The following is a 26,085-nucleotide window of genomic DNA, read 5'->3' as shown; positions in this document are numbered from 1 at the left end:
TGAATTATTGAATCCAGACATTTAAGACAGCATCTTTTATCTTTTAATTAAAAAAAAAATCCTAATTTTAAAGTAAAACCTCATCTTCATTCGTCATACCCATATCAATAGCAAAGCAATGAACCCAATCAAAATAATTCTTACAGGAGCTACAGGAATGGTAGGCGAAGGTGTTTTAATGGAATGTCTTGAAAATCCAAATGTCTCTGAAATCCTCAGTATAAGCCGAAAGCCATCTGGAAAAACACATCCTAAGCTGAAAGAATACCTTGTTTCTGACTTCCTTTCAATAGATCTTCATGATGAAAAACTAAAGGGTTATGACGCCTGTTTTTTCTGTGCTGGAATCAGCAGTGTAGGTATGAACGAAGAAGAGTATACCAAAATTACTTATGATACAACGCTTCATTTTGCCAAAGCTGTTTTGAACCAAAATCCTGAAATGGTGTTCAACTATGTATCCGGGGCAAGTACAGACAGTACGGAGAGTGGAAAACTAATGTGGGCACGGGTAAAAGGCAGAACAGAAAATGATTTGAAAAGAATGAGTTTCAGGGGAGCTTATAATTTCCGTCCCGGATTCATGAAACCCGTTGAAGGTCAAATCAATGTAAAATGGTTTTTTAAACCTTTTATTTGGATTTTTCCTGTTTTTTTTCAGTCAAAATCATTAACTTTACACGAAGTGGGTAGAGCAATGATCAATGTAACACAAAAAGGATACCCTACATCTACTTTAGAAATTAGAGATATTAAAAATTTAGCGCTATGAGAGACATGTTAAAAAGAATTGTTCTGGTTATTTTTGTACTCTTGCTTGTGACTGCTGTTTCAGGATATTTTTATATGCAGAAACATCCTTTGGAGGGAAATAAATCAGGAACGATTTTAAATTTTTCCGGAAAATCAGGAAAATAATTCCATTCTAAAGTTTCTCATTCGAATATAATTTTACCTTTTATCGGAGAAAATCCTATTTTTTAAACATTTCTTAAAATTCCATTAAAATAGTTGCGAAACATAAAGTTCATTTTTGTATTTATCTAATTGAAATAAAAAATGATCAACAACTACCTATTAAAAGGGTCTGTGATTGCCGCATTCTTCTTTCAGAGTGGTCTTTTCGGGCAGACACTTATTCATTACTGGAATTTTAACGATAATACTTCTACAGCTACAGTTACTACACCTGCTTCTACGTTGGTGAACGGCTCTCTTACAGCCATAGCCGGAGGTACAAGTGTTATTGATTTTGCCGGAGGTACCGGACAGAATTTCAGTCTGCAAAATTTAAATGCAAGAAACGGTGATAGTTCCGGAGCCCATTTAAGATTCAATAATCCGATTGGAGGAGCTTTACAGTTTAATCTTCCTACAACAGGGTATAATAATGTCATTGTTAAATTCACCACCAGAAGATCCGGTCAGGGAGCAGGAACACAGACATGGTCTTATTCCACAGATGGAACTACTTATGTACAGTTCCAGACTGTGAATCCTCAGGATGCCGATCCACAACTGGTTACATTGGATTTTTCTGCTATACAGGGAGCCAATAACAATCCTAACTTTAAATTAAAAGTAGAATTTTCCGCAACGGGAGGTGGAGCAGGAGGAAATAACCGTTTTGATAACTTTACGGTAGATGCCACTCCTGCAGGAAATGTAGATACTACTCCACCAACCGTCACTTATCTGCCTGCCAATAGTACCAATAACGCATCAACGACTGTAAATCCTACATTATCTTTTAATGAAAATGTAAGATTAACAGATAATTCTGCAATCAATAATTCTAATGCCCAGAATCTTATAGATTTCCGTCTGGGGAATTCTTCAGGTACGCAAGTTCCGTTCACTACGACTTTCAGTAACAATACCATCACTGTAATTCCAACTTCCGGACTTGTGCCGGGACAAACCTATTATCTGGCCCTTAAGCCAAATATGGTTGAAGATTTCAGTGATAATGGAGTTACAGCTGTTACTTCCAGTACTTTTACCACCGCAGGAACAACAATTTCTTTAGAGAAGAATTTCATCAAAGTCAATGAAAATGCCGGAAATCTTGCATTTAAAATCAATATCAGTAATCCTTCTGCCTCTTCGGTAAACCTTGTTGTAAAACCAGCGCCATTCAGTACTGCTGATGCCAATGACTTTACTTTAGCCAATCAGACTATTAATATTACTCCATCTACAACGAGTTACACCGTCAATATTCCGATTATTAATGACACAGTGGCAGAACAGCAGGCTGAATATTTTGTGGTAAGCCTTGAAAATCCTGTTGGAGCAACAATATCAGGGGACAATTCTGCAACTGTTTATATTGTAGACAATGATAAACCGGCTCCGGTTCCTTCCAATCAGATCCAACTGAACTATCTCTTAAGTTTTGATCCTTCAGGAAATAATAACAGTTCTACGGAAATTGTAGTTCATGATCCGTCAACACAACGTCTATTTACAATCAGCTCGATTACGGATGTTTTTGATATTATTGATTTTAGTAATCCATCAATACCTTCAGTCATAAAGACAGTGAATATGGCTCCTTATGGTGGTATCACAAGTATCGCTGTGAAAAACGGAATCATCGCAGCTGCATCTCCCAATACTGATCCTCAACAAAATGGATCTGTAGTATTTTTTGATATCAACGGAAATTTCCTGAAACAGGTAACAGTAGGAGCTTTGCCAGACATGGTAACATTCTCTCCTGATGGAACAAAAGTAGTGACTGCCAATGAAGGAGAACCTAATGATGCTTACACTATCGATCCTGAAGGAACCATCAGTATTATAGATATTTCCGGAGGTATTGGAAATCTTATCCAAAGTAATGTAACGACTCTTAATTTCAATAGTTTTGATTCTCAGGTAGCAGCATTAATAGCAACCGGTTTACGAAAAGTAAGAACGAATAATACGCTTTCTCAGGATCTGGAACCAGAATATGTAACCATCAGTGCAGACAGTCAGAAAGCATGGGTAACCCTTCAGGAAAATAATGCCATCGCAGAGATTAACCTGGCAACCAAAACCATCACAGGAATTTGGGGATTAGGCAAAAAAGACATGAGTATTCCGGGGAACGGATTTGATGCTTCAGACAATAATGGAGAGGTTTTAATTGCCAACTGGCCGGTGAAAGCCTATTATACTCCGGATGCAGTACAGAATTATAAGGTAGGTAGCACGAATTATATTGTAACCGCCAATGAAGGTGATGAAAAAGACCTTTCCGGATATAGTGAGAGAACAACTGTGGGAGCTAATACTTATACTTTAGATCCTGTACTTTTCCCCAATTCAAATATTTTAAAGGCTTCTTATAATCTTGGAAGATTCAGGGTTTCATCTGCTACAGGAAATACGGATAGTGATACAGAATTTGAAGAAATGGCAGCTTTAGGAGCCCGCTCGTTCTCTATCTTCAATGCTGATACGAAACAGATTGTGTACGATAGTGGAGATCAGTTTGAAAGATATATTTCAACTTATCATCCTTTGATTTTCAATGCTGACAATGAATCCAACGGTGCTAAAAACAGAAGCCGAGCTAAAGGTCCTGAACCTGAAGGAGTAGCATTAGGAAAGATCAACGGGCAGACTTATGCTTTCATTACCTTAGAAAGAACTGGTGGTGTCATGGTTTATAATATCACAGATCCTAATAACCCTACGTTTACAGATTACAAACATTCACGTTCTACTTCAGCATACGGAGGTGACAATGGTCCTGAAGGAATCATTTACATCGCTCCTCAAAATTCTACAGCCAATCAAGGCTACGTGATTATCGCCAATGAAATCAGCGGAACTTTATCTATGTATGAAGTAGTCACACCTGATACACTTGGAACTGGTGAAATTAAAACTGAACAGGCAACATTCAACATATTCCCAAATCCAGTAAATAAAGGAAATACTCTTTATTTCAACAGAAAACAGGATTATGAATTGTATGATATGTCTGGAAAATTGATTGGGAAAGAAAAGAATGCTTTAACCATAAGCACTGCTAATCTTTCTACAGGAGTTTATCTTGTAAAAACTTCGGAAGGACAGATCAAAAGAGTCATTGTAAAATAAGATATAATATTTAGTTGATTGAAAAGGCTTCGGATTTTCCGGGGCTTTTTTGTTACCGGAAAATTCATTAGTTTTAAACTTTTAATAACACAATGGAAAATCAATTAGAGAATATTATTCAACAAGTCTGGCATAAAGAAAAACGAAATCTCTTTACTTTTCTAACCGGTGCAGGAATTTCATCAGACAGTGGTATTCCCACTTATCGTGGAATAGATGGAATTTGGGTGAAAGGAACTCAGTTTCACAAACCTGAAGAGTTTGGAACATTACGCTATTTCAGACAGCATCCGGAAGAAGTTCTGCAATATTCTCTTTTCAGAAAAAAAATGTTTGAAAATGCTTCTCCCAACGAAAGTCATTTTGAATTGGTAGATATTGAAACTCAACTTCAGGACAGGTTTCATCTGCTTACCCAAAATATTGACAATCTTCACCGTCGTTCCGGAAGCCAAAGAATCTATGAAATCCATGGGAACAACCGGGAGATCAAATGCTCAAACGGATGCAAAGAAATTATGGATCTGCCTGTGGACATACAAAGCAAAGATCTGGATGAAGATCTTACCACGAAAGATAAAGAACTTTTAACCTGTGCTCATTGCGGGCATTGGATGCGTCCGAATATTTTATGGTTTGATGAATATTATGATGAAAAAACCAATAAGAAATTCAGTGCCCTTAAAATTGCTAAAAATAGTGGAGTTCTCTTTATTGTCGGAACTTCCGGAGCAACAAGTCTTCCGATTGCTATTGCAGAAACAGCACTCAAATATGGAGCCTTCATCGTAGAGATCAATACAGAAGATAATCATTTCACGGATTTGATCAGAAATAAAAAGAATGCTTTAATCATCCGGGAAAAATCTACCGAGGTATTAAAGGTGATAAAAGAAATCATAGCAAAAACAGTCTCCTAAATCAACCTCATTATTTAAGATGATTTAACTTTTAAAATTCTTGAAAAAAGCATTTTATATCTATATTTACCCTGAACAAAACCAAATTCACAATGAAAAATATTAAAGCTGCAGGAATTCTTACGATCCTGTTATTAGGAACAGGTACCGCTTTCTCACAATCCAGAAAAACAGAGTCTACAAAAGGCGTAGAAAAAACAGAGGGAAATAAGATGGTACACGTAGAAGGTGTAGGCCATACTCTCAAATATGCTCTCAATGGAGGAACTGTTGAGGTAGAAGGTGGTGATAACACATTAACGATCAAAGGAAGTGCAAAAAAGATTGAGGTCTCAGGAACAGGTAATAAAGTATACGTCGATAAAGTGGACAAAATCTCTATGGAAGGTGGTGATAATATAGTCTATTACAGAACTTCAGGAACAAAATCCGGAAAACCTGATGTTTCCATTACGGGAGTAGGAAATAAAGTGGTAAAACAATAAAATAAAAAATGGCTTAGAAATGTAATCTAGGCCTTTTTTATTCTAAAATTAATTTCCAGTAAAGTATTTTCCTTTAAAATATAAACTTCCTCCATAATTCTATAACACTGCGGCTGATATTCATTTTAATTTTATCCCGCGAAATGAAAAAAATCTTTCACATACTTTTTATCCTCCTATACATCGTAGTTTCCTCAGGGTTTACGACCAGCAGACATGTATGTAAAGAAAATTCCAGTGAGATCCATGTAGGACTGAAAAAACTCTCTGATCTGGATTGCCCGAAATGCAAGACCAATAAACAGAAAAACCACAACGGATGCTGTAAACTGGAAGTCAAAAAGATCTGTAAAGAAGATAATCTTCCGCATTCTTATAAAAATTCTCCGGTCAAGTTTTTATCAGCTTCCATTCCGTATTACAATTTAGGAACTGTTTTTGAGCAGGCAACCATTCTTGATCCTGAAAAACATACCTTCTATTTTGATCCTTCAAAATACCATCTCAATTACCCTTCCCTTTTCATTCTTCACTGCGTTTATAGAATTTAGAATAGATTGAATCATACGATGATCCCGATCGGGACAATTATTTTTCAATTTTTAATTCTAAATATATTCTATGAATTTATCATTCAGAGCACTCATCTTATGGTTGGGCTGCCCTGCCCTATCTTTTGCCCAGATCACGGGTTTAGAAGAGGTATTGCTAAGGGCCAAAAAAAATTATCAGTCCATTAAAAAAAAGGAAATCAATATAAAAGCTTCACAAGAAAGGCTTCAGCTTCAAAAGACATATTATCTTCCAGAAGTAACGGTGATGGCCCAGCAAAATTTCGGAACCATCAATGCTCAAAATGGTCCGATGTACGGTCAGGGCGGACTTGGAGTAGCCTCCACTTCTATTCCGCTTGCAGAACAAAACTGGAATGCAGCGTTCGGAAGTTTATATCTTGCTAACGTCAACTGGAATGTCTACACTTTCGGAAAACTTAAAACCAAAGAAAATGTAGAATCAGCTGATGTAGAAATTCAAAAGGCAGACCTTAATCAGGAAATTTTTCAGCATCAGATCAAAACAGCGGCAGCTTATTTCAATCTTCTGGTAAGCCAGCGACTTGAAAATGTACAGCATGAAAATCACAAACGTTCCGAAGTCATCTACATCATTGCCAAAGCAAGAGCAGAAAGTGGCTTAATCCCTGAAGTAGATGCTTCCCTGGCAAAAGCAGAAATGTCCAGTGCGCAGACTGCCATCATCAATGCCAATGATCATGTCCTGGAATACAATAAAAATCTATCTGATCTTTTGGTCGAAAACTTTACAGAATATCAGCTGGATCATTATTTCAGTAAAAACCAACCTTCTTTACCTACAGAAACCTCATCTTTTGAAAATCATCCCAATACTCTTTTTATAACGGAGAAAATTAACAAAAGTAAACTGCTGGAAATGTACTTACATACAACAGGACTTCCTTCTCTTTCTCTTTTCGGAGTATTTCAGGGACGCGGATCCGGTTTCGGATGGAATTATGTTCAGGATAACTCTGCGTTTTCCCAATCTTATGCAAAAGGAATCGGGGTTGACAGGATGAATTATATTGTAGGCTTTAATCTCAGCTGGAATCTTACTGATTTTTATAGAAGCCAATCCAAAGTCAATGAACAGAAACTCATGACAAAAGCATTGGATTTCGATTACCAGCAACTGCAGCAGGAACTTTATAATCAACAGAATCTTTCTGAACTGAAGTATAAAAATGCATTGACAAAAGTCTCTGAGTCTAAAATCCAGATGGATGCTGCCACCGAAGCTTTTAATCAACAGAAAGCATTGTATGAAAATGGGTTGACAACCATTGTTGATTTCACTCAGGCACTCTATCTGCTGAACCGTGCTGAAATCAATTATGAGATTGCACAAAATAATTCCTGGCAGGCAGTAGTATTGATTGCTGCCTCCAAAGGAGATATTTCAATGATTACCAAAGCCATTACCCACTCACCAAAAATTTAAACATGAATCTTATAAAGTTTGCATTGCGCAGACCGATATCTGTAATGGTATTGGTATTGGGGTTGTTGTTTTTCGGAATCAAAGCAGCCAAAGATGTCAAAGTAGATATTCTTCCCGAAATGAATCTTCCTGTAGTATATGTGGCCCATTCTTTCAATGGATATACTCCACAGCAGATGGAAGGCTATTTTACAAAAATGTATGTAAATATGCTTTTGTTTACCAATGGTATTAAAAGTATTGAGTCTAAAAATACTCAGGGACTGACCCTGATGAAAGTGAATTTCTATGAAGGAACTAATATGGGTGAAGCTATTGCACAAATCAATGCACTTTCCACCCGCTCACAGGTATTTTTACCTCCCGGAGCACCTCCTCCGTTTATTATCCGGTTTGATTCTTCTTCACAGCCTGTAGGCCAGCTGGTTTTCAGAAGTCATTCAAAAACCAATAATGAGCTTCAGGATATTGCCAATTTCAATGCACGTCCTTTTCTGATTGCTATTCCAGGGCTTACCACTGCTCCTCCGTTTGGAGGAAGTCCGCGTACGATAGAAATCAATGTAGATCCTGTTAAACTCCGTGCCCATAATATGTCTCCGGAACAGGTTGTAGAAGCTATAAGCCGTAATAATATTACCTCACCTTCAGGAAACATATATATTGGAGATACAAATTATCTTACTCCGACCAACAATACAGTAAAAAAAGTAGAAGAACTCGGAGACATTCCACTCTTCAAAGAAACAGCAGATAATGTCTATATCCGGGATGTAGCAACAGTAAAAGATGGAGCAGACATTGCAACCGGATATGCACTGATAGATGGAAAACGATCTGTTTACATTAATATTGCTAAGGCCAGTAATGCCTCCACTCTGGAAGTGGTGAATAAACTGAAAAAATCATTACCGAAAATCCAGAGGAATATGCCGGATGATGTACAGATTTCCTATGAATTTGATCAGTCAGTTTATATTTCAAATGCTTTAAAAAGCTTGGCTGTTGAAGGAATTCTCGGGGCTTTACTTACCGGACTTATGGTGATGCTTTTCCTGAATGACCGCCGTGCAGCACTCATTGTCATTATGACGATTCCAATATCTATTATTTCAGGGGTATTATTTCTGAAACTATTTGGACAGTCCATTAATATCATGTCTCTTTCAGGACTTGCATTAGCCATTGGTATTCTGGTAGATGAAAGTACAGTGACTATTGAAAATATTCATCAGCATTTTGCTATGGGTAAAACACGTGCACAGGCGATATGGGATGCCTGTCAGGAGATCGCATTTCCTAAACTCCTGATTATGCTTTGTATTCTGGCGGTATTTGCACCAGCCTTTATGATGAGCGGAATTCCGGGATCATTATTTATGCCTCTGGCTATGGCGATCGGATTTTCTATGATTGTTTCTTTTATCCTCTCACAGACTTTTGTTCCGGTAATGGCCAACTGGATGATGAAACATGATCCTAAAACCTGTGAAAACCATAAACCCAATTGGTTTACCAGCTTTCGTGATCGCTTTACAGGATTTTTATCTTCATTGATGAAACGCAAAAAAATAATTGTAAGCCTGAGTCTTGCATTGGTTGTATGTATTGGAGCAGGTCTTTATCAGATCACGGGAAAAGATGTACTGCCTGCTGTTAATTCACGACAGTTTCAGGTTCGTATAAAAGCTGCGGAAGGAACCCGTATTGAAGTTACAGAAATAAAGGTCAAAAAGTTTCTGGAACACCTGAAAGAAAAGGTAGGAAAAGACAATATTGCTATTTCTTCAGTCTTTATCGGACAACATCCTTCCACCTTTGCAGTGAGTCCTATCTATCTGTACAATGCAGGGCCACATGAGGCTTTGATGCAGGTTGCCTTAAAAAAATTCGATGGTAATTCTGATGAACTTAAAGATGAGCTCCGCAAATATTATAAAGAGAAAATGCCGGATCTCCAGATCTCTTTTGAACCTATCGAACTCACGGAGAAAATTCTGAGCCAGGGAACAAATAATCCGGTAGAGATAAGAGTTTCGGGTATGATGAAAAAAATGAACCGTATGTATGCAGAAAAGCTTTTAACCAAATTAAAAGAAATTGAATATATGCGTGATCAGCAGATTCCTCAATCAATGAGCTATCCTGCCCTGCAGATTAATATAGATAGAACAAGAGCAGCTCAATTGGGACTGGATGCCCAGGATATTGCCAAATCACTGGTAACTGCTACTGCGTCTACCCGCTACACCAACAAAAATTTCTGGGTAGGAGGAATGATGGGAATTGCCTACGATGTACAGGTACAAACTCCTCAAAATATTCTGAACAGCAAAGAAGAACTAGCGAGTCTTCCTTTGTCTAAAAATTCTGACAGACCTGTTTTAGGAGATGTTGCCACCATTACCCCTACAAAAGAATTGGGAGAAAGTTATAACCTTGGAACAATGGGCTACACTACCGTAACCGCCAATATCCATAAAACCGATCTGGAACAGGCTTCTCAAGATGTAAAAAAAGCAATTGAGTCATTGGGTGAACTACCAAAAGGAATCAATATTGAAGTTTCCGGAATGTCACCTGTATTGGACGAAGCGATGAACAGTCTTTCTTCAGGATTGCTTATTGCTGCAGCTGTCATTTTTCTCATGCTGGCTGCAACTTTTCAGTCTTTCAGAGTGTCTCTGGTTATTCTTACTACCGTTCCGTTCGTGGTTGTAGGATCTTTAGCCTTATTAAAAATTACGGGTTCAACCTTAAACCTACAATCGTATATGGGACTTATTATGTCTGTCGGAGTGTCTATTGCCAATGCTGTTCTATTGATCAGTAATGCAGAAACCATCAGAAAATCTACAGGTAATGCTGCAGAAGCAGGTATTGAAGCTGCAAAGCTGCGTATCCGTCCTATTATTATGACCACATTGGCCATGGCTGCCGGAATGCTTCCTATGGCAATAGGTTTTGGGGAAGGCGGAGATCAGGTTTCCCCACTCGGCAGGGCAGTTATTGGAGGACTTATTTTCTCTACGTTTTCTGTTCTGGTCATTCTTCCTCTTGTTTTTGGATGGATGCAAAACAATGCCAGCATTATTTCTCCTTCGCTAGATCCTGAAGATGAGGAAAGTATTCATTATTCTAGTCCCAACCCTTAATTTTTACATTCAATGAAAAATATTTTATATACAGCCGTTATCTTAAGTCTTCTTGCTATTCAGGTTTCCTGCAATCAGGAAAAAGAAACTTCTAAACAGGAAATGAAACCTATGATGATGAACAGCATGGAAACCGTAATCATTAAAAAAAGCAATCCTAAAGTGGAGTTGAAACTTCCAGGGGAACTGATTCCCGATCAGGAGACAGCATTATTTGCCAAAGTACAGAGCTATGTCAAGAAAATCAATGTAGATATAGGTTCTTATGTAATTACCGGACAGGTTCTTATGATTCTTGAAGCTCCGGAAATACAATCGCAGGCTGCCAGTGCAAAAGCAAAATGGCAGGCACAGGAAGCCATATACACTTCAACAAAATCGAGCTATGAAAGAATGTACAGAGCCAACGAAACGAGAGGAGCTATTGCAAAAGACGCTCTGGATCAGATTACCGCAAGGAAATTGTCTGATCAGGCACAGCTCAACGCTGCAAAGTCGGCATACCACGAATTGCAGGATATCAACCGCTATCTGGTTATCCGCGCTCCTTTCAGCGGGGTCATTACGGAAAGAAATGTAGATTTAGGTGCTTATGTAGGACCTATGGGTGGAACTCCGCTTTTGGTAGTGCAGAATACTTCAAAGCTTCGGCTTAGTTTATCCGTTCCTGAAGCCAATGTTCCTTACCTCAGTGTAGGAGATACTGTTTCATTCAGGGTCAATGCTCTTCCTGAAAAGAGTTTTAAAGCCAGAATATCCAGAAAGTCCGGTTCTTTAGATCTAAAGCTGCGTTCGGAGAAAATAGAGGCTGATTTTATCAATCATTCCAAAGAATTAAAGCCTTTCATGATCGCAGAATCTATGATTCCTTTACAGAATAATGAACCTACATTTTTTATTCCAAGATCGGCTTTAGTGGAAAGCAATATGGGCATTTACATCATTAAAAAAGAAAATGGAAAAGCCCGGTTTATTCCGGTAAAAAAAGGAAGAATCTTCAATGAAACGATTGAAGTCTTCGGTGAGCTGTCTGAAGGAGATGCCATTATTAAGAAGGGAAATGAGGAAATTTTAGAAGGAAGTATAATTAAATAATATTACAATGATAACAACATTCATCAGAAACACATTCATTATTATTTTCAGTGCAGCGGCTTTGTCTGCCTGCACTCAGGAAAAGCCTAAGAAAACCGTTACGGAAAAACCAACCATGGCAGAGCAAATGAAACCTGCGGCTTCCGGAAAGTTTGCAAAAGGTGACAGAGTTCCTAACGAAACGGTATGCATGGTCAATAATGCCTATATGGGTAAAAAACAAATAGAAGTTCCTCATGATGGCAAAATCTATTATGGCTGCTGTGAAATGTGTGTAGAAAGGATTCCCAAGGATAAAACGGCCAGAGAAGCCATAGATCCGTTCAGTGGAAAAACAATAGACAAAGCGGACGCCTATATTGTTATGATCAGTGACGAAGGTGAAGTAGCTTATTTTGAAAATGAAGAGAACTATAAGAGATTCTTAGCACAGCATTCATAGTTATATTTTCCTGATTATTGTTTTTAATAATCAGAACCCTCGCAGGCTTACAATCTGCGAGGGTTTGTTATTATCATTTCTTTCAACAAAAAAAGACAGGCCTTAAAAAAGCCTGTCTTTTAAAAATATCTCAGATATAATTTTACTCTACGTTGATTACCTTTTCAATTTCCGGAGCATGTTGTTTGATTGTATTTTCAACCCCTAGTTTTAAGGTTGAAAAATTCAATGAACACCCGGAACAGTTACCTAAAAGTTTCACAAACACCTGATTATCTTTCACATCAATAAGCTCAATATCACCTCCGTCTTTATTCAAAAACGGTCTGATGCTTTCCAGAGCTTCCATTACTCTTGTTACTGTATCTTCGTGCGTTATGTTTGTTTCCATATTTTTTCAGTTCAATTCGGTTTTTTCAAATTTTATTGAAATTATTATTATTTTGCTTTTGGCGAACATCCTGCCATTGTAGAGATCTTCACAGCCTCAGTAGGAGGAAGACTTTTATTTCTTTCCACTAAGCTTTCCACCATTTTTCTGGCAGTTTCTGTATAGATATCTGCAATTTTAGAGCCTTCCTGAAGCGCAGCCGGTCTTCCAACATCTCCTGCCTCTCTGATGCTTTGGATCAAAGGAATTTCTCCCAATACAGGAATTCCAAGATCTTCAGCTAAATATTGTGCTCCCTGGTTTCCAAAGATATAATATTTATTGTCAGGAAGTTCTTCCGGTGTAAAATACGCCATATTTTCAATTAATCCAAGAACCGGGATGTTAATACTTTCCATCTGGAACATCGCAATCCCTTTTCTTACATCTGCCAGTGCAACATGCTGAGGTGTACTTACAATCACCGCACCTGTTACCGGTACTTCCTGGATAATAGATAAGTGAATATCTCCTGTTCCCGGAGGAAGGTCTATTAATAAGAAATCAAGTTCTCCCCATGCCGCATCTCTGATCATCTGGTTCAAAGCTTTTGAAGCCATAGGACCTCTCCACACTACAGCCTGATTAGCTCCTGAGAAGTATCCTATTGAAAGCATTTTTACACCATAATTCTCGATAGGTTTCATAAGATTCTTACCATTCTCTTCCACAGAAATTGGTTTTTGCCCTTCTGTATCAAACATGGTAGGAACTGAAGGACCATAGATATCAGCATCTAATAATCCTACTTTAAAGCCCATTTTAGCTAGTGTCACTGCCATATTTGCAGACACTGTAGATTTCCCTACTCCTCCTTTACCGGAAGCAATAGCGATAATATTTTGAATTCCCGGAATTTGTTTTCCTTTGATCTGACTTTGCTGAATTTCACTAGGCTCCGGAGAAACGATTTTAAGTTTTAAATGAATATCTTCTCCAAACTCACTGGCAAAAGCCTGTTTCATAGCAGCCTCCAGTTTTTTCTTTTCGTGCATTGCAGGTGAATGAGCAGTCATGTCAATATAAACATCGTTACCCATAATCTGAAGATTATTCACCAAATCGTCTACTTCTATTTCTTTAAGGAATTCCTGAACCTTTTCTTTCGTCAACATATAAATATAAATTGTTTACAAATTTACGGATTTTTTCGGTAATTTAGAATCAATAAAATCTATAATATCAGGTGATAAATCAGATCGTTAAAAATTTCTTATTTCTGTTTTTTCATTCTGATACCACAACCAATCCCAGAAAGCAATTGATATGAAAACCACTTCCTATCCTTCCAAATACGCACAGCCAAAAGGAATTTTTACCGTTGGAAAAACGAAATTCAAATGGTATGACCTCGCCAGTGATCCTTTGGAAGTTTCCCAACAAGACATTGATAATGCACAATTGTGTATTGAAAATGCTGAAGAAAATTTTAAAAACATCGATGATCTGGGATTTGTCATCATGCATCGCTGTGGAAAAAACTACCTCCTGTTAGCCTGCACATGGCGAAGTGAAAATGAATTGTGGGAAAGCGTGTATTATGATGGCTCAGGAAAATTTGAAGTATGGAACCGAAACAAAACCCATCTTCCGACTTACTGTGTCTGGGAAATGGGCATTGTATATCATGAATCTCAGTCCTGGAAAAAATATCTGGGTTCTGAAAGGGAAGAAAAAGACAAAGAGGAATATCTCAATGATTTCTTTGAGGGAGAAGTGTAGAAATTTTCTGTATTGTCATTGACTATGTCGAATCTTCGATTTCTGATGAAGGAATAATCTCATAAAAAGAAGAGATTCTTCATTCCACTTCGTTTCATTCAGAATGACATGCATCAGATAATTTAAAGTAGATGATCAATTCGCCCTGTTTTTTTCATCAAATTTCACATTACGGTCAGTTCCTTTTACTTTTTTATTTCCAAAAGTATAGGTTGCTGATACAGTAAGTCTTCGGGCATCGTAATAATTATTGAAAGAATGAGTTCCTGTAGTATAATAAATCTGTCCTAAACTTTTTGACTCTTTAAAAATATCAGAAACCAACACATTGATCTGTAAATTTTTCTCCATGAAATTCATCTTCATTCCGGCAGTCAAATTCCCCAGATACTCCCAATGTACCATTCCAAAATTGGAAGGGAGACGAAACCAGTAATTAAGAATAAACTGAATGGTTTTATTTTTATCGAGTGACAGATTGTTCTGAAGATTGAAATCATAGCCCAGCCCCTTTCTGGAAGCAGCATCTGTAGCAAAAACCTGTGTCTTCATATAAGAAAGATCTGCAGAATAATTGGCTTCCCATTTCTTGAAAAATGTATCAGAATAGTTCAGGGTAATTCCCATACTGTTTTGAGTATAAAAATTGGCAAAAGTACTGATCTTGTTTTCTCCATCAAGATTCACAATCTGTCCAAAACCGTCTAATGTTCTCTGAAAGTATGTTGAAGCAGATAATTTTCCTTTATACACATAAGAGAATTCAAAATTATGGTTAAAAGAAGGCTTCAGAAAAGGATTTCCGGTAAAATAAGAGTTGATGTTGATATACCACCGGTATGGATTGATCGCGCGGAATCCGGGTCTTTCTATTCTTTTGGAATAACTCAGGTTGAAAGTATGATTTTCATTGCTTTTATAACTGATATAAGCCGTTGGAAAAAATTTCCCGTAGGAATTTTCTGTCTGCTGTCCGGAAGTTAAAGAATTTCCATTGACCACTGAATATTCGTAACGTAAACCTGCTTTTGCCGACCATTTTTCACTGAATGCTTTTTCAAAACTGATATAAGCGGCATAATTTTTCTCATTATATTCAAATTCATTGCTTTTCAGAGGATCTGTAATATACTCTCCATTTTTCAGGTTCTGATAAAATATACTGGAATTATTATCAAAATTGGTGAATTTCACCCCAGCTTCTGTCTTTGCAAACTGATAAGGTAATATAAGATCCGCCTGCCCGGAATAAATTTTATAATCCACCATAGAGGGTGATTTTACTACAAATTGATCACCCGAACTCTCTGTAGTGGTAAAATCAATAGTTGTTTCCGGAGTATTGGAAAAATAATTTCCTGTGATACTCAGCTTATTATCCTGTTGCCCGAATTTCAAATCATAATAAGCACTGGCTGTATGTTGTCTTCCTGTAGCTCTATGCTCTGCATCGGTGAGAAGTGTATTGGTATAAATTCCATTCTGGAAATAGTTTGAAGTATTCCTGATATCCATATTGGAGTGTCCAAAGCCAACATCATAAATAAACCCGATATTGGATTTCTTACTCACTTGATAATCCAGACTTAAATTAGCTCCAAGTCCGTCACCAAAATCTCTTCTGTTGTCATTACTTTTAAGACCGTCTGCTCCTTCTATCCAATAGTTTTCATAGGAATGTTTTTCATTTTTATTTTGTCTCAGCTTTAACGAAGAGCGCAGTTTTTCATTCTGATAATTGACCGTTACACTATTTGAATTTCCAGTATACGTTTGTTGCTGAAGACTGGAAGTCAGACTTCCACTCCACCCCAGATTCTGATTTTTCTTTAAAACAATATTGATCAGTCCGCTGTTTCCCTGCGCTTCATATTTTGCAGGAGGTGCTGTAATGACTTCAATTTTTTCTATATTTTCGGATCTGAGACTTTTCAGATAGGTAACAAGCTCAGCATCAGACAAATTCAGAATTCTGTCATTGATCATTACTGCTACTCTACTTTTTCCAACAATGGAAACTCCTGTATTATCATCTACTTTTACCAATGGTGTTGTGGCAAGAGCATCCGCTGCATCCATTCCCTGTGAGGCTACAGAATTGGAAACATTAAACACAAGTCTGTCTGCTTTTCTCTCAATTAGTTTTTTTCTGGCAGTAAGCGTTACCCCTTCAATTTGTTTTTCATTCTTTTTTTCAATAAAAAAGTCATGTTTCACTATTCCGTTAACAGCAATATCTTTATTGGATATTTCAATACCATCCTGGATAAGTCTGATATTATAGTTTCCGTTTTCTAAAAGTTTCAGGGAGTAATTTCCTCTTTCATCCGAAATAGCAGTCTGCTGCTTCTGATTTTTTACTGCAATAACCTCAACGTAAGGAACAGCGTTTCCGGTTTGGGTGATCTTCCCTGTTATACTTTGGGCGAATGCAGCTACGGGCAACAGCATGATCACAGCAAATAATGTCTTCTTCATAAATTATATCGTTTTTAATAAGACAATCGTATCCGCCTTTTGTTACATCTCTTTTACTCTTTTTCAATATCTTCGTCCTTTAAAATCCAAACATGAAAAAAGGGCTTATTGCATTTTCCATCTATATTACTCAGATCATTTCTGCACAGAATTACTCTCAATATGTCAATCCAATGATAGGAACCGGAGGCCATGGCCACACTTTTCCGGGGGCGATTGTCCCTTTTGGAATGGTACAGCTTTCTCCCGACACCAGAATTGATGGAAGCTGGGACGGATGCAGCGGATACCATTATTCAGATTCTGTAATCTATGGCTTTTCTCATACGCATTTAAACGGTACAGGAGTTTCTGATTATGGAGATATTATGCTGATGCCCACCATGGGAAATCCAAGCCTGAGCAGCAAAGACTATTCTTCAAAATTTTCGCATAAAAATGAAAAAGCAACAGCCGGTTTCTATACTGTCAGATTAGATAAAAATAATATTGATGTTCGCCTCACAACGACAAAAAGAGTTGGTTATCATGAATACACTTTCAACAATGCAGGAAATGCCAATATCATTTTAGACCTCAACCACAGAGATAAACTTCTGGAAGGTGAAGTAAAAATTATTGATGATACAACCATTGAGGTTTTCAGAAGAAGTGAAGCGTGGGCTGCCAACCAGTATATCTATGCCAGAATTGAGTTTTCAAAACCTATGAAAATTTCAAAAAAGGAGGTCAATGGAAAAGAAGAAAGCAATCTTTTTACCGGAACAAAGCTCGCACTGGCATTTTCAGCTAACGTTAAAAAAGGAGAAAAGATCAATGTCAAAGTTTCTGTTTCCCCAACAGGCTATGAAGGAGCAGGAAAGAATATGCTGGCAGAAGGACAATCAAAGGATTTTGAAGCAGTAAAAAAACAGGCAGAAACGAATTGGGATAAAGAACTTTCCAAAATTGAGGTAAAATCTGATGATAAAAATAAATTAGCGGTTTTTTATACTGCACTTTACCATGTTTTTACACAACCGAACATCAATATGGATGTTGATGGAAAATACAGAGGCAGAGATAACAAGCTTTATACCGCCAATGGTTTTAATTATTACACCGTATTCTCCCTTTGGGATACCTTCAGAGGAGCTCACCCGCTGATGACTTTAATTGACAGAAAAAGAACTGCCGATTTTATCAATACTTTCATTAAACAATATGAACAGGGAGGAAAACTTCCGGTGTGGGAACTCGCATCCAATGAAACGGAATGTATGATTGGTTATCACTCTGTTTCTGTGATTGCAGATGCTATGGCTAAGGGAATTCAGGGGTTTGATTACGAAAAGGCATTTCAGGCTGCAAAAGGTTCTGCCATTCAGGATATTTTCGGACTAAATGCTTATAAGCAGAATAATTACATCAGCATAGACGACGAACATGAAAGTGTTTCCAAAACAGTAGAATATGCCTATGACGACTGGTGTATTGCTCAGATGGCCAAAATTTTAGGCAAAAAAGAAGAGTATCAGGAGTTCATGAAACGTTCTCAGAACTGGAAAAACCTTTACAATCCAAAAACAGGTTTTATGCAGCCCAGAAAAAACGGAAACTGGTATGAACCTTTTGATCCGAGAGAAGTCAATAACAATTATACGGAAGGAAACTCCTGGCATTATTCTTATTCTGTACAGCAGGACATTCCTGGGCTTATTGCCGCTCACGGCGGAAAAGAAAAATTCGAGCAGTTCATTGATGCCATCTTTATCGCTCCTGATAAAACAACAGGTAGAGAACAGGTAGACATTACAGGATTAATGGGACAATACGCCCAAGGAAATGAACCAAGCCATCATATTGCCTATCTGTACAATTTTGTAGATAAGCCAGAAAAAACAGATGCCAAAATCAAATACATCCTTGATAACTTCTATAAAAATACACCTGACGGGCTAATCGGAAATGAAGACTGCGGCCAGATGAGTGCATGGTATGTTTTAAGCTCCATGGGAATTTATTCTGTCACTCCGGGATTACCGGAATGGGAAACCACTACTCCCTATTTTGATGAAATTAAAATTCATCTTGAAGACGGAACTATAAGAACGATTACCAAAACCACCGGCAGAACTGAACTTAAAAAACTGGGGTTCGAAAATGTAAAACCTGTTAAAGATTTTAAATATTCTGAACAAACTACTTCTCCCGTAATTGCTGCAGACAGAATTTTTGATTTTTCTACCAAAGTAGAAATCACACCACTGCATCCGAATGACAAGGTGTATTACATGACAATGGATGACAGTGACAGCAATAAAAGAAAGACGTTCTCAACTTATAAAGGACCATTCTCCATCACCAAAACCACTCAGGTAATGGCTTATGCTGAAAGAAACGGCGAAAAAAGTTCTGTAACAACCGCTCATTTCAACAGAAGACCCAATTATTGGGATATTAACATTCTGTCAAAAGTAACTCCACAGTACAGCGCTACCGGAAACCTGACTCTTATTGACGGAATCAGAGGAGATGTTAACTGGAGAAAGGGTGAATGGCATGGTTATCAGGGACAAAATTTTGAAGCTATTATTGATTTTAAATCTCCTCGGAATATAAAATCATTATCTTCCACTTACCTTCAGGACAGCAGAGCCTGGATTCTGATGCCTAAAAAAGTAGAATATTATGCATCCATGAACGGAAAAGATTTTGTCCTTCTGAAAACCGTCGACAATACTATTGATCCTAAGGATGAAAAAGTACAGATCAAAGACTTTTCTACAGAAATTCTTCCTACCGAAGCCCGATATATTAAAGTAAAAGCTTACTATTTCGGAAAACTTCCGGAATGGCATCAGGGAGCAGGTGGTGACGCTTATATCTTTATTGATGAGATTGCTGTGAAATAAGGGAGATGGGAGAAGGAGGTTTCTATTTGACAAATTACTTACTGAAGTCCACTTATTAGAGAATTTAATATTCAAAAATGTAATAAAATAAACGGATTGTCATCTTTATAATTTCAGTAACATCCTTCCTCCAGCGCCCAACTTCCAACCATAAAAAATGCGCCCTTCGAAAATTCGAAGGGCGCATTTTTTATCAATTCATTCTTTCCGACCATTGCAGGACTTCCGGAAGTTCAATATCAGAAAATTCGATGTGGATGACTCTTCTTTTCTTTCCGTTGGTGGTTCGGTTAGAGCCGTGAAGCGTTAAAGGTTTCATCAGCATAATTCCACCTTTTTCTACGTTGCAGATTTCTTCGGTTTCCACATTCCAGTTGATGGTTTCTGGTCTGTAAATGCCTTTTGCATGAGATTTGGGAATTACTTTCAATGCTCCGTTATTTTCATCAGTATCATCCAGATGGATTCTGATGGTGTAAATATTTTCCAAAACATTAAGTGGAGGCTGTACTGCAAACTGATTTTGTTTGGTGGTCCAAGGTCCGAAATTTTCCAGTTCCAGCTTTTTATCTACAGAAATTGTCAGATCCTGATGATAGGCCACATACCAGTTGGAGGTTTCAGGTTTATCAAAATAGATGCTTTTAACTACAAAATATTTTGCTCCAAAGATCTCTTTCACCACTTTCCTTATATTTTCATTAAACACAAGGTCTTTGATTTCCGGAACTTCTTTTAAAAACTGTCTGATGGCAAAAAGATCTTCAGACTTTCTAAAGTTTTCTTTTGAAGTATCTATATTGTGCAGAACAACATTGATGTCTTCCAGTTCTTTCTGTGAAAACACATCATTGATAACAGCAAAGCCATATTCTTCAATATGGCTTTTATGATTTTCTAAGTTATGTAAACTCATTGATATTTAAATTTTGTCTAATGGTTCAGTTAACTGCCCTTCCCATTTTGAAACTGCTGTCGTTGCCAGCGTATTTCCAAGTACGTTCGTCATACTTCTACCCATATCACAGAAATGGTCAATTGGTAAAATCAAAGCAATACCTTCCGGTGGGATACCAAACATTGAACATGTTGCTACAATAATTACCAGAGAGGCTCTCGGAACTCCGGCAATTCCTTTTGAAGTAAGCATTAATACCAAAAGCATGGTGATCTGCTGCCCCAGAGTCATTTCGATTCCGTAGATCTGAGCAATAAAGATTGAAGCAAATGTCATGTACATCATACTTCCATCCAGATTGAATGAATATCCTAGAGGTAAGATAAAAGATACTACTCTGCTGTTACATCCGAATTTCTCCAGTTCTTCAACTAATTTAGGGAATACTGCTTCTGAACTTGTAGTAGAGAAAGCGATCAGCAAAGGCTCTTTAATTCTTTTTAAAAGATCAAAAAGACGGTTTCCTAAGATGAAATATCCTACCAATAAAAGGACCAGCCAAAGAACTCCTATAGCAAAGAAGAAGTCTCTTAAATAAATAGCATATACTTTAAAGATTTCAAAACCATTGGTGGCCACTACGGCTGCAATAGCTCCCAATACTCCAAGCGGAGCAAACCACATGATATATCCTACCATTTTAAGGATAGCATGAGCAATAATATCAAATAGCTTTACTACAGGTTTAGCGTATTCTTCTCCTAAATTTGCCAAGGCAACACCAAACATCACCGCAAATACAACGATCTGCAATACTTCGTTGGTAGCGAAGGCTTCAAATAAACTTTTAGGAATCATGTGTTTTACAAAGTCTTCCATAGAAAAACTTTTGCTGCTTTTAAGAAGTTCATCAGCAGAAGCAACATCCTGAATTGGCAATTTTGTAACATGTCCAGGTTCAAGCCAGTTAACAAGGATCAACCCAATGAAAAGAGAAATCAGAGAAGCGGAAATAAACCAAAGCATTGCTTTTGTTCCTACTCTTCCGATCATTTTGATATCACTCATTTTGGCAATTCCCACTACTAATGTCGTAAAAACCAATGGAGCAATAATCATCTGTACCAATCTGATAAAAACCGTTCCCAACAGTTTTATATTCTTGGAAAAAGGTTCTGCACTATCGGGATAGCTTACGTGTACAATACCTCCAATTCCTACTCCCAGAAGAAGTGCAATGATAATTGCTATAAAAAGTTTATTCTGTCCTTTCATATATATAGTTCAATTTGCGCAAATATAATGGTTTTTCAATTGACAGTAGATTTTCTTCTATGAGGCAGAATTTTAGATTAAGTTTTTAATCCCTGAAAATTAAATCCCTGGTTTAGAAAATATTGTAAAAAAATTAAGAAACATTTATTGAATTTTTATTCTTTTGGTACAAATTTTATTATTACATTTGAGTGTATAACAACATTAATAAATATACAATATGAAAAAAACTATTGCAATGGCTGCATTAGCTGTAGCTGTATCTTTCGGTGCTATTTCTTGTAAAAAGAAAGTTTCTGATGCCGACCTTCAGACTCAGGCTACAACTATAGTAACTTCTAATCCCAATGCTTCTGTTGAAGTAAAAGAAGGTGTAGCTCACTTAAGCGGTACTTTCGCAGATCAACAGTCTAAAGACGCAATGATTGCAAAATTAAAAGCAATCAGCGGAGTAAAAGACGTAATGGATATGTCTACTATAGCAGCTGCTCCTACCCCTGCAACACCAGTAGAAACTGCTTCTGCTGTAGATCCTGCTGTTCAGAAAAAAGTTCAGGATGCGGTGAAGGATTTCCCTTCTGTAAAAGTAGAAGTTGTAAACGGACAGCTTACTCTTACAGGAAATGTTTCCGGCTTGCAGGCCAGAAAAATCAAAGAATCTGTAGATGCTTTGAAAATCGGAAAGTATAACAACAACCTAATCGTAAAATAATTTAAGATGAGCGAATTACAAGATAAATATTCAAGTGTAGTTTCAGCAGCTCAGTCTGCAGGGATCTCCAATCTTCAGGTGCAGGAGCAGGACGGAATTCTTTATGTTTCAGGAAATGCTTCCAATACTGCGGCTAAAGATGCGGTATGGAATGCTCTGGGAGCCATTGATTCTACTTATTCTGCTTCAGATATCAATATTGATGTACAGGTTGCAGGTCTTGCTTCAGGTGCTTCCTTAACAGTTGCTACTGAAGAATCTAATCTTAACATCAGACAGGAACCATCTACTGAAGCTGCCGTTGTAGGTAAAGCTGCGAAAGGTTCTTCTGTGACTCTTATTGAGCAAACTTCTGATGACTGGTGGAAAGTGAAAAATGCTGACGGCCAGGAAGGATATGCTTACTCAAGATATTTAAGAGCATAATTTTTATTAAAAAATAATAAATTTTCACAAAAAAAGCATAGAAACATCCCAATTTTGGGATGTTTTTATATTTTTACCGCTCTGAAAAAAAAACTAATGAAGAAAACTCTGTTGCTATTGACTTTGATGTTCACTGTCATTATTCTGCACGCCCAAAAGTTACACATTGACGGAAAAATATCTGATTCTGAAAAGAAAGCGATAGAAAATGCAACCGTCTATCTTTTGAAACAAAAAGATTCATCCATTATCAATTATACAGCAACCAATAGGGAAGGGAGATTCTCGCTGAAGATTGATGATATAAAAGAACCTTCTATTCTAAAAATCGATGCTGATAAATTATCTTCCTATTCAAAAAAATTCGAAAAAATAGATCAGTCGCTATCTCTGGGAGATATTCAGCTTGAGAAACAAGGTATTGTGAATACAATTGATGAAGTAAAAATCACCGTTTCTCCGGTAAAAATTAAAAAAGATACTATTGAATTTAGTGCGGCCGCTATCAAAGTACGGCCTGACAGTAAAATTGAAGAGCTTCTGAAGCAGATTCCCGGTGTAGAAATCAGCAATGAAGGAAAGATTACCGTGAATGGCAAAGAAGTAGACCAGATCATGATTAATGGTAAGCCTTTCTTTGATAAAGATGGTAAAATTGCCCTCCAGAATTTACCCGCAGATATCATCAAGAATATTCAGTTTACAACCACTAAAACAAAAGAAGAAGAGCTTAGCGGAAAAACAGCCAAATCTCAGAATACCACCATCAACTTTAATATTGATGAAAAGAAAAATAAAGGTTTATTGACAAGGCTTACTGTCGGCTATGGATCAGATAAACGATATGAAGCAAGCGGACTGGCGAGCTATTTTAAAGGGGATACGAAAATAAGTCTATTGGCATCTTCGAACAACATCAATTCACAAGGATTTTCCAGAGATGAAGTTTTTGATAGTATGGGAAATGGCCGGAATGCCTGGATGATGCAGGGAGGATCTGTCTCAACAGTAGGAAATATGACTTACTATAACCAGGGAGGTGGCACGAAAGGAATTCAAAGGTCTACAACAATTGGATTAAACTACAGTGACAAGCTGGGAAAAGATGCCGATCTGGATTCCTTCAGTCTTATGCATTCTGATTCCAATATGGAGACAAGGTCTAAAGTTTCAAGATCTACTCTACTCCCTACTTATACTCTTCAGACCAATTCAGAAAGTAATGGGGAAAATGAATCCAAACAATACAGCTTTGATACTTCGGCTAAAATCAAACTGGATTCTATGACAAGTATCTACCTTTCTCCAAGATTTACGAAAAACAGCAGTTTTAATTTTAATAATTCACGTTCATCTACTTTAAATAATGGCAAACTTGTAAATGAAAGTAATGCTTATTCAAGTAATGATTCGGAAAGCAATTCATTTAATCCATACCTCTATTTTTCAAGAAAATTCAAGAAAAAAGGCCGTTCGATTTCCGCCAATATGAACAGTTCCATTTCAGAATCCAGAAGGGATAATCTGAATCAATCTCAAAACACCTTCTATCAATCCAATGGAACATCAACAGACAATAGAGATCAATTAGCCAAAAATAAAAATCAGAACAGCAGTTTCAATTTCAATGCCGGATATACAGAACCTGTTTCCGATTCGTCCAGTGTAAGTTTTGAGGTAAAATATGAAACCCGATCTTCCAGAGATTTGAGAAATGTAAACGATTTTGATAATACAACAGGAGATTATACTAAGTTCAATCAGCTTTTATCCAACAATATGAAGCAAAGAATTAATCAGATCTCTCCTGAGCTGACTTACCAGCTTAGCAAAAAGAAACTGAATTTCTGGGCTTCCATGAATCTTGACATTTCGGATATGAAAGTAAATTCAATCTATAACGGTCAGCAATATGATCTACAGAAAAATTTTGTACTACCCCAATATAATGTGAACCTTTACTATCAACTGTCAGAAGGAAAAACTTTAAGCTTTTACAACTATTCCAACTTCACCATTCCGACAGCAGAACAACTGACTCCTTATAAAGATGAATCCAATCCTTTGATTACCTATCAGGGAAACCCTAACTTAAAAAATACCTGGACCAACAATCTTTATTTGTATTTCAATAATTATAATAAAGTGAAAGAGTTCAGCTACTATTTCAATATTGGTTTTACATACAGAAATAATGATATTATCAACTTTTCCACCTATGATAATGCAGGAAAACAGGTGATCACTTATGACAACGTAAGCGGAAATAAAAGCATCAATGCCGGCGGAGGTTTCAGTAAAGTATTAAAATGGAAGAATAATAAACTTATTATCAATCCAAGATTCACCATGAATTATGCTTACAATAATGGTTTTATTGATGGACAATCTTTCACCAGCAATTCTTATAATCTAAACCCAGGTCTTAATCTTACCTATGAAATTAAAGATAAAATGACGATTAAGCCCTCTTACAGACTTGGATATAGTTTCTCCAATTATACGAATTACAATGTATCCAATGTAAATACAGCGAATCAGTCATTAAAACTTGAACTGACAAATTATATGCTTAAAGGCAGATTTGTATTTGGAAACGATTTTGAATACAATACCAATTCCAATATTGCCCCTGGCTTTAAAAAGGATTTCTACTTCTGGAATACCAGCCTTGGATATTCATTCTATAAAAAACAGTTTACAGCAAAGGTGAAGATCTATGATGTTTTAAATCAAAATCAAAGCGTGAGAAGAACCATCACAGATTCTTACTTCGAAGACCGTGAAGACCTTATCCTGAAACGATACATCATGTTCTCCATCAGCATGAAACTGAATAAGTTTGCAGGTAAAAAAATGCAATAAAGCAACACCATACTTTTATATATATTTTCGATAATGGCCGGATCTTTCCGGCTATTTTTATGAATAACCTGAGATTCAACACTAAACTCCATTACAACTGAAGGCTTAAAATTCCCCTCCTCCGGAGGGGTGGCAAATTGAAAATTTGACGGGGTGGTTTCTTACAACAAA

The 26,085-nt window shown here is 37.1% G+C and carries 20 protein-coding genes; 15 read left to right on the top strand and 5 right to left on the bottom strand.

The window, feature by feature from the left end:
- Nucleotides 1–118: 118 nt before the first annotated feature.
- The 10 genes from REB14_RS09785 (at nucleotide 119) to REB14_RS09740 (ending at nucleotide 12,214) form a co-directional block, all read left to right on the top strand.
- Nucleotides 119–772, top strand: a complete 654-nt coding sequence (locus tag REB14_RS09785; RefSeq protein WP_309522066.1) for an NAD-dependent epimerase/dehydratase family protein — start codon at nucleotides 119–121, stop codon at nucleotides 770–772.
- Nucleotides 769–918, top strand: coding sequence for a hypothetical protein (locus REB14_RS09780; RefSeq protein ID WP_156106575.1), 150 nt, complete (start codon nucleotides 769–771; stop codon nucleotides 916–918). Before REB14_RS09785 ends, REB14_RS09780 begins: the two co-directional genes overlap by 4 nt.
- 141 nt (nucleotides 919–1,059) lie before the next feature.
- Nucleotides 1,060–4,098, top strand: coding sequence for a choice-of-anchor I family protein (locus REB14_RS09775; RefSeq protein WP_309522065.1), 3,039 nt, complete (start codon nucleotides 1,060–1,062; stop codon nucleotides 4,096–4,098).
- Between the two features lie 92 nt (nucleotides 4,099–4,190).
- The gene (locus REB14_RS09770) at nucleotides 4,191–5,018 is read left to right on the top strand and encodes an SIR2 family NAD-dependent protein deacylase (protein WP_079242870.1); all 828 of its coding nucleotides are present in this window, start codon (nucleotides 4,191–4,193) and stop codon (nucleotides 5,016–5,018) included.
- Nucleotides 5,019–5,110: 92 nt separating this feature from the next.
- On the top strand, nucleotides 5,111–5,503 hold the full coding sequence (locus REB14_RS09765) for a DUF3060 domain-containing protein (RefSeq protein WP_079242871.1): 393 nt from the start codon (nucleotides 5,111–5,113) through the stop codon (nucleotides 5,501–5,503).
- Between the two features lie 143 nt (nucleotides 5,504–5,646).
- A complete protein-coding gene (locus tag REB14_RS09760) occupies nucleotides 5,647–6,054 on the top strand; it encodes an HYC_CC_PP family protein (protein ID WP_079242872.1) in 408 nt (135 codons plus the stop codon).
- Between the two features lie 70 nt (nucleotides 6,055–6,124).
- The gene (locus REB14_RS09755) at nucleotides 6,125–7,522 is read left to right on the top strand and encodes a TolC family protein (RefSeq protein WP_309522064.1); all 1,398 of its coding nucleotides are present in this window, start codon (nucleotides 6,125–6,127) and stop codon (nucleotides 7,520–7,522) included.
- A gap of 2 nt (nucleotides 7,523–7,524) precedes the next feature.
- On the top strand, nucleotides 7,525–10,677 hold the full coding sequence (locus REB14_RS09750) for an efflux RND transporter permease subunit (protein ID WP_309522063.1): 3,153 nt from the start codon (nucleotides 7,525–7,527) through the stop codon (nucleotides 10,675–10,677).
- A 12-nt stretch (nucleotides 10,678–10,689) separates the two neighbouring features.
- A complete protein-coding gene (locus tag REB14_RS09745; protein ID WP_079242875.1) occupies nucleotides 10,690–11,772 on the top strand; it encodes an efflux RND transporter periplasmic adaptor subunit in 1,083 nt (360 codons plus the stop codon).
- Between the two features lie 7 nt (nucleotides 11,773–11,779).
- A complete protein-coding gene (locus REB14_RS09740; protein ID WP_482155928.1) occupies nucleotides 11,780–12,214 on the top strand; it encodes a hypothetical protein in 435 nt (144 codons plus the stop codon).
- A gap of 142 nt (nucleotides 12,215–12,356) precedes the next feature.
- Here REB14_RS09740 and REB14_RS09735 read toward each other — a convergent pair whose 3' ends face one another.
- A complete protein-coding gene (locus REB14_RS09735; RefSeq protein ID WP_002977212.1) occupies nucleotides 12,357–12,605 on the bottom strand; it encodes a NifU family protein in 249 nt (82 codons plus the stop codon).
- 47 nt (nucleotides 12,606–12,652) lie between these two features.
- Nucleotides 12,653–13,759 carry an Mrp/NBP35 family ATP-binding protein gene (locus REB14_RS09730; protein WP_309522062.1) on the bottom strand — a complete coding sequence of 369 codons (1,107 nt, stop codon included), beginning with the start codon at nucleotides 13,757–13,759 and terminating at the stop codon, nucleotides 12,653–12,655.
- A gap of 151 nt (nucleotides 13,760–13,910) precedes the next feature.
- On the opposite strand from REB14_RS09730, the gene REB14_RS09725 reads away from it, so the two are divergent.
- Nucleotides 13,911–14,366, top strand: coding sequence for a hypothetical protein (locus REB14_RS09725; RefSeq protein ID WP_309522061.1), 456 nt, complete (start codon nucleotides 13,911–13,913; stop codon nucleotides 14,364–14,366).
- Nucleotides 14,367–14,501: 135 nt separating this feature from the next.
- On the opposite strand, the gene REB14_RS09720 is transcribed toward REB14_RS09725, so the two are convergent.
- The gene (locus tag REB14_RS09720; protein WP_309522060.1) at nucleotides 14,502–16,844 is read right to left on the bottom strand and encodes a TonB-dependent receptor domain-containing protein; all 2,343 of its coding nucleotides are present in this window, start codon (nucleotides 16,842–16,844) and stop codon (nucleotides 14,502–14,504) included.
- A gap of 92 nt (nucleotides 16,845–16,936) precedes the next feature.
- On the opposite strand from REB14_RS09720, the gene REB14_RS09715 reads away from it, so the two are divergent.
- A complete protein-coding gene (locus REB14_RS09715) occupies nucleotides 16,937–19,738 on the top strand; it encodes a GH92 family glycosyl hydrolase (protein ID WP_309522059.1) in 2,802 nt (933 codons plus the stop codon).
- A gap of 193 nt (nucleotides 19,739–19,931) precedes the next feature.
- Here the strand turns inward: REB14_RS09715 and REB14_RS09710 are convergent, their stop codons facing one another.
- Both REB14_RS09710 and REB14_RS09705 read right to left on the bottom strand, forming a co-directional pair.
- Nucleotides 19,932–20,654, bottom strand: coding sequence for a phytanoyl-CoA dioxygenase family protein (locus REB14_RS09710; RefSeq protein WP_079242880.1), 723 nt, complete (start codon nucleotides 20,652–20,654; stop codon nucleotides 19,932–19,934).
- Between the two features lie 6 nt (nucleotides 20,655–20,660).
- Nucleotides 20,661–21,911 (bottom strand): dicarboxylate/amino acid:cation symporter, encoded by a 1,251-nt coding sequence (locus REB14_RS09705; protein WP_047434424.1) that lies wholly within the window; start codon nucleotides 21,909–21,911, stop codon nucleotides 20,661–20,663.
- Between the two features lie 220 nt (nucleotides 21,912–22,131).
- Here REB14_RS09705 and REB14_RS09700 point away from each other — a divergent pair, with 220 nt between their 5' ends.
- The 3 genes from REB14_RS09700 to REB14_RS09690 all read left to right on the top strand — a co-directional run bounded on the left by REB14_RS09700 (nucleotide 22,132) and on the right by REB14_RS09690 (nucleotide 25,914).
- The gene (locus REB14_RS09700; RefSeq protein ID WP_309522058.1) at nucleotides 22,132–22,623 is read left to right on the top strand and encodes a BON domain-containing protein; all 492 of its coding nucleotides are present in this window, start codon (nucleotides 22,132–22,134) and stop codon (nucleotides 22,621–22,623) included.
- A gap of 6 nt (nucleotides 22,624–22,629) precedes the next feature.
- Nucleotides 22,630–23,049 (top strand): SH3 domain-containing protein, encoded by a 420-nt coding sequence (locus REB14_RS09695; RefSeq protein WP_076596553.1) that lies wholly within the window; start codon nucleotides 22,630–22,632, stop codon nucleotides 23,047–23,049.
- A 96-nt stretch (nucleotides 23,050–23,145) separates the two neighbouring features.
- Nucleotides 23,146–25,914: an outer membrane beta-barrel protein gene (locus REB14_RS09690; protein WP_309522057.1), complete on the top strand. Its 2,769-nt coding sequence runs from the start codon at nucleotides 23,146–23,148 to the stop codon at nucleotides 25,912–25,914.
- The last annotated feature ends 171 nt before the right edge of the window (nucleotides 25,915–26,085 follow it).

The organism is Chryseobacterium metallicongregator, from assembly GCF_031324065.1.
Lineage (GTDB): Bacteria > Bacteroidota > Bacteroidia > Flavobacteriales > Weeksellaceae > Chryseobacterium > Chryseobacterium metallicongregator.
This window is presented reverse-complemented; position numbering and strand designations above follow the sequence as displayed.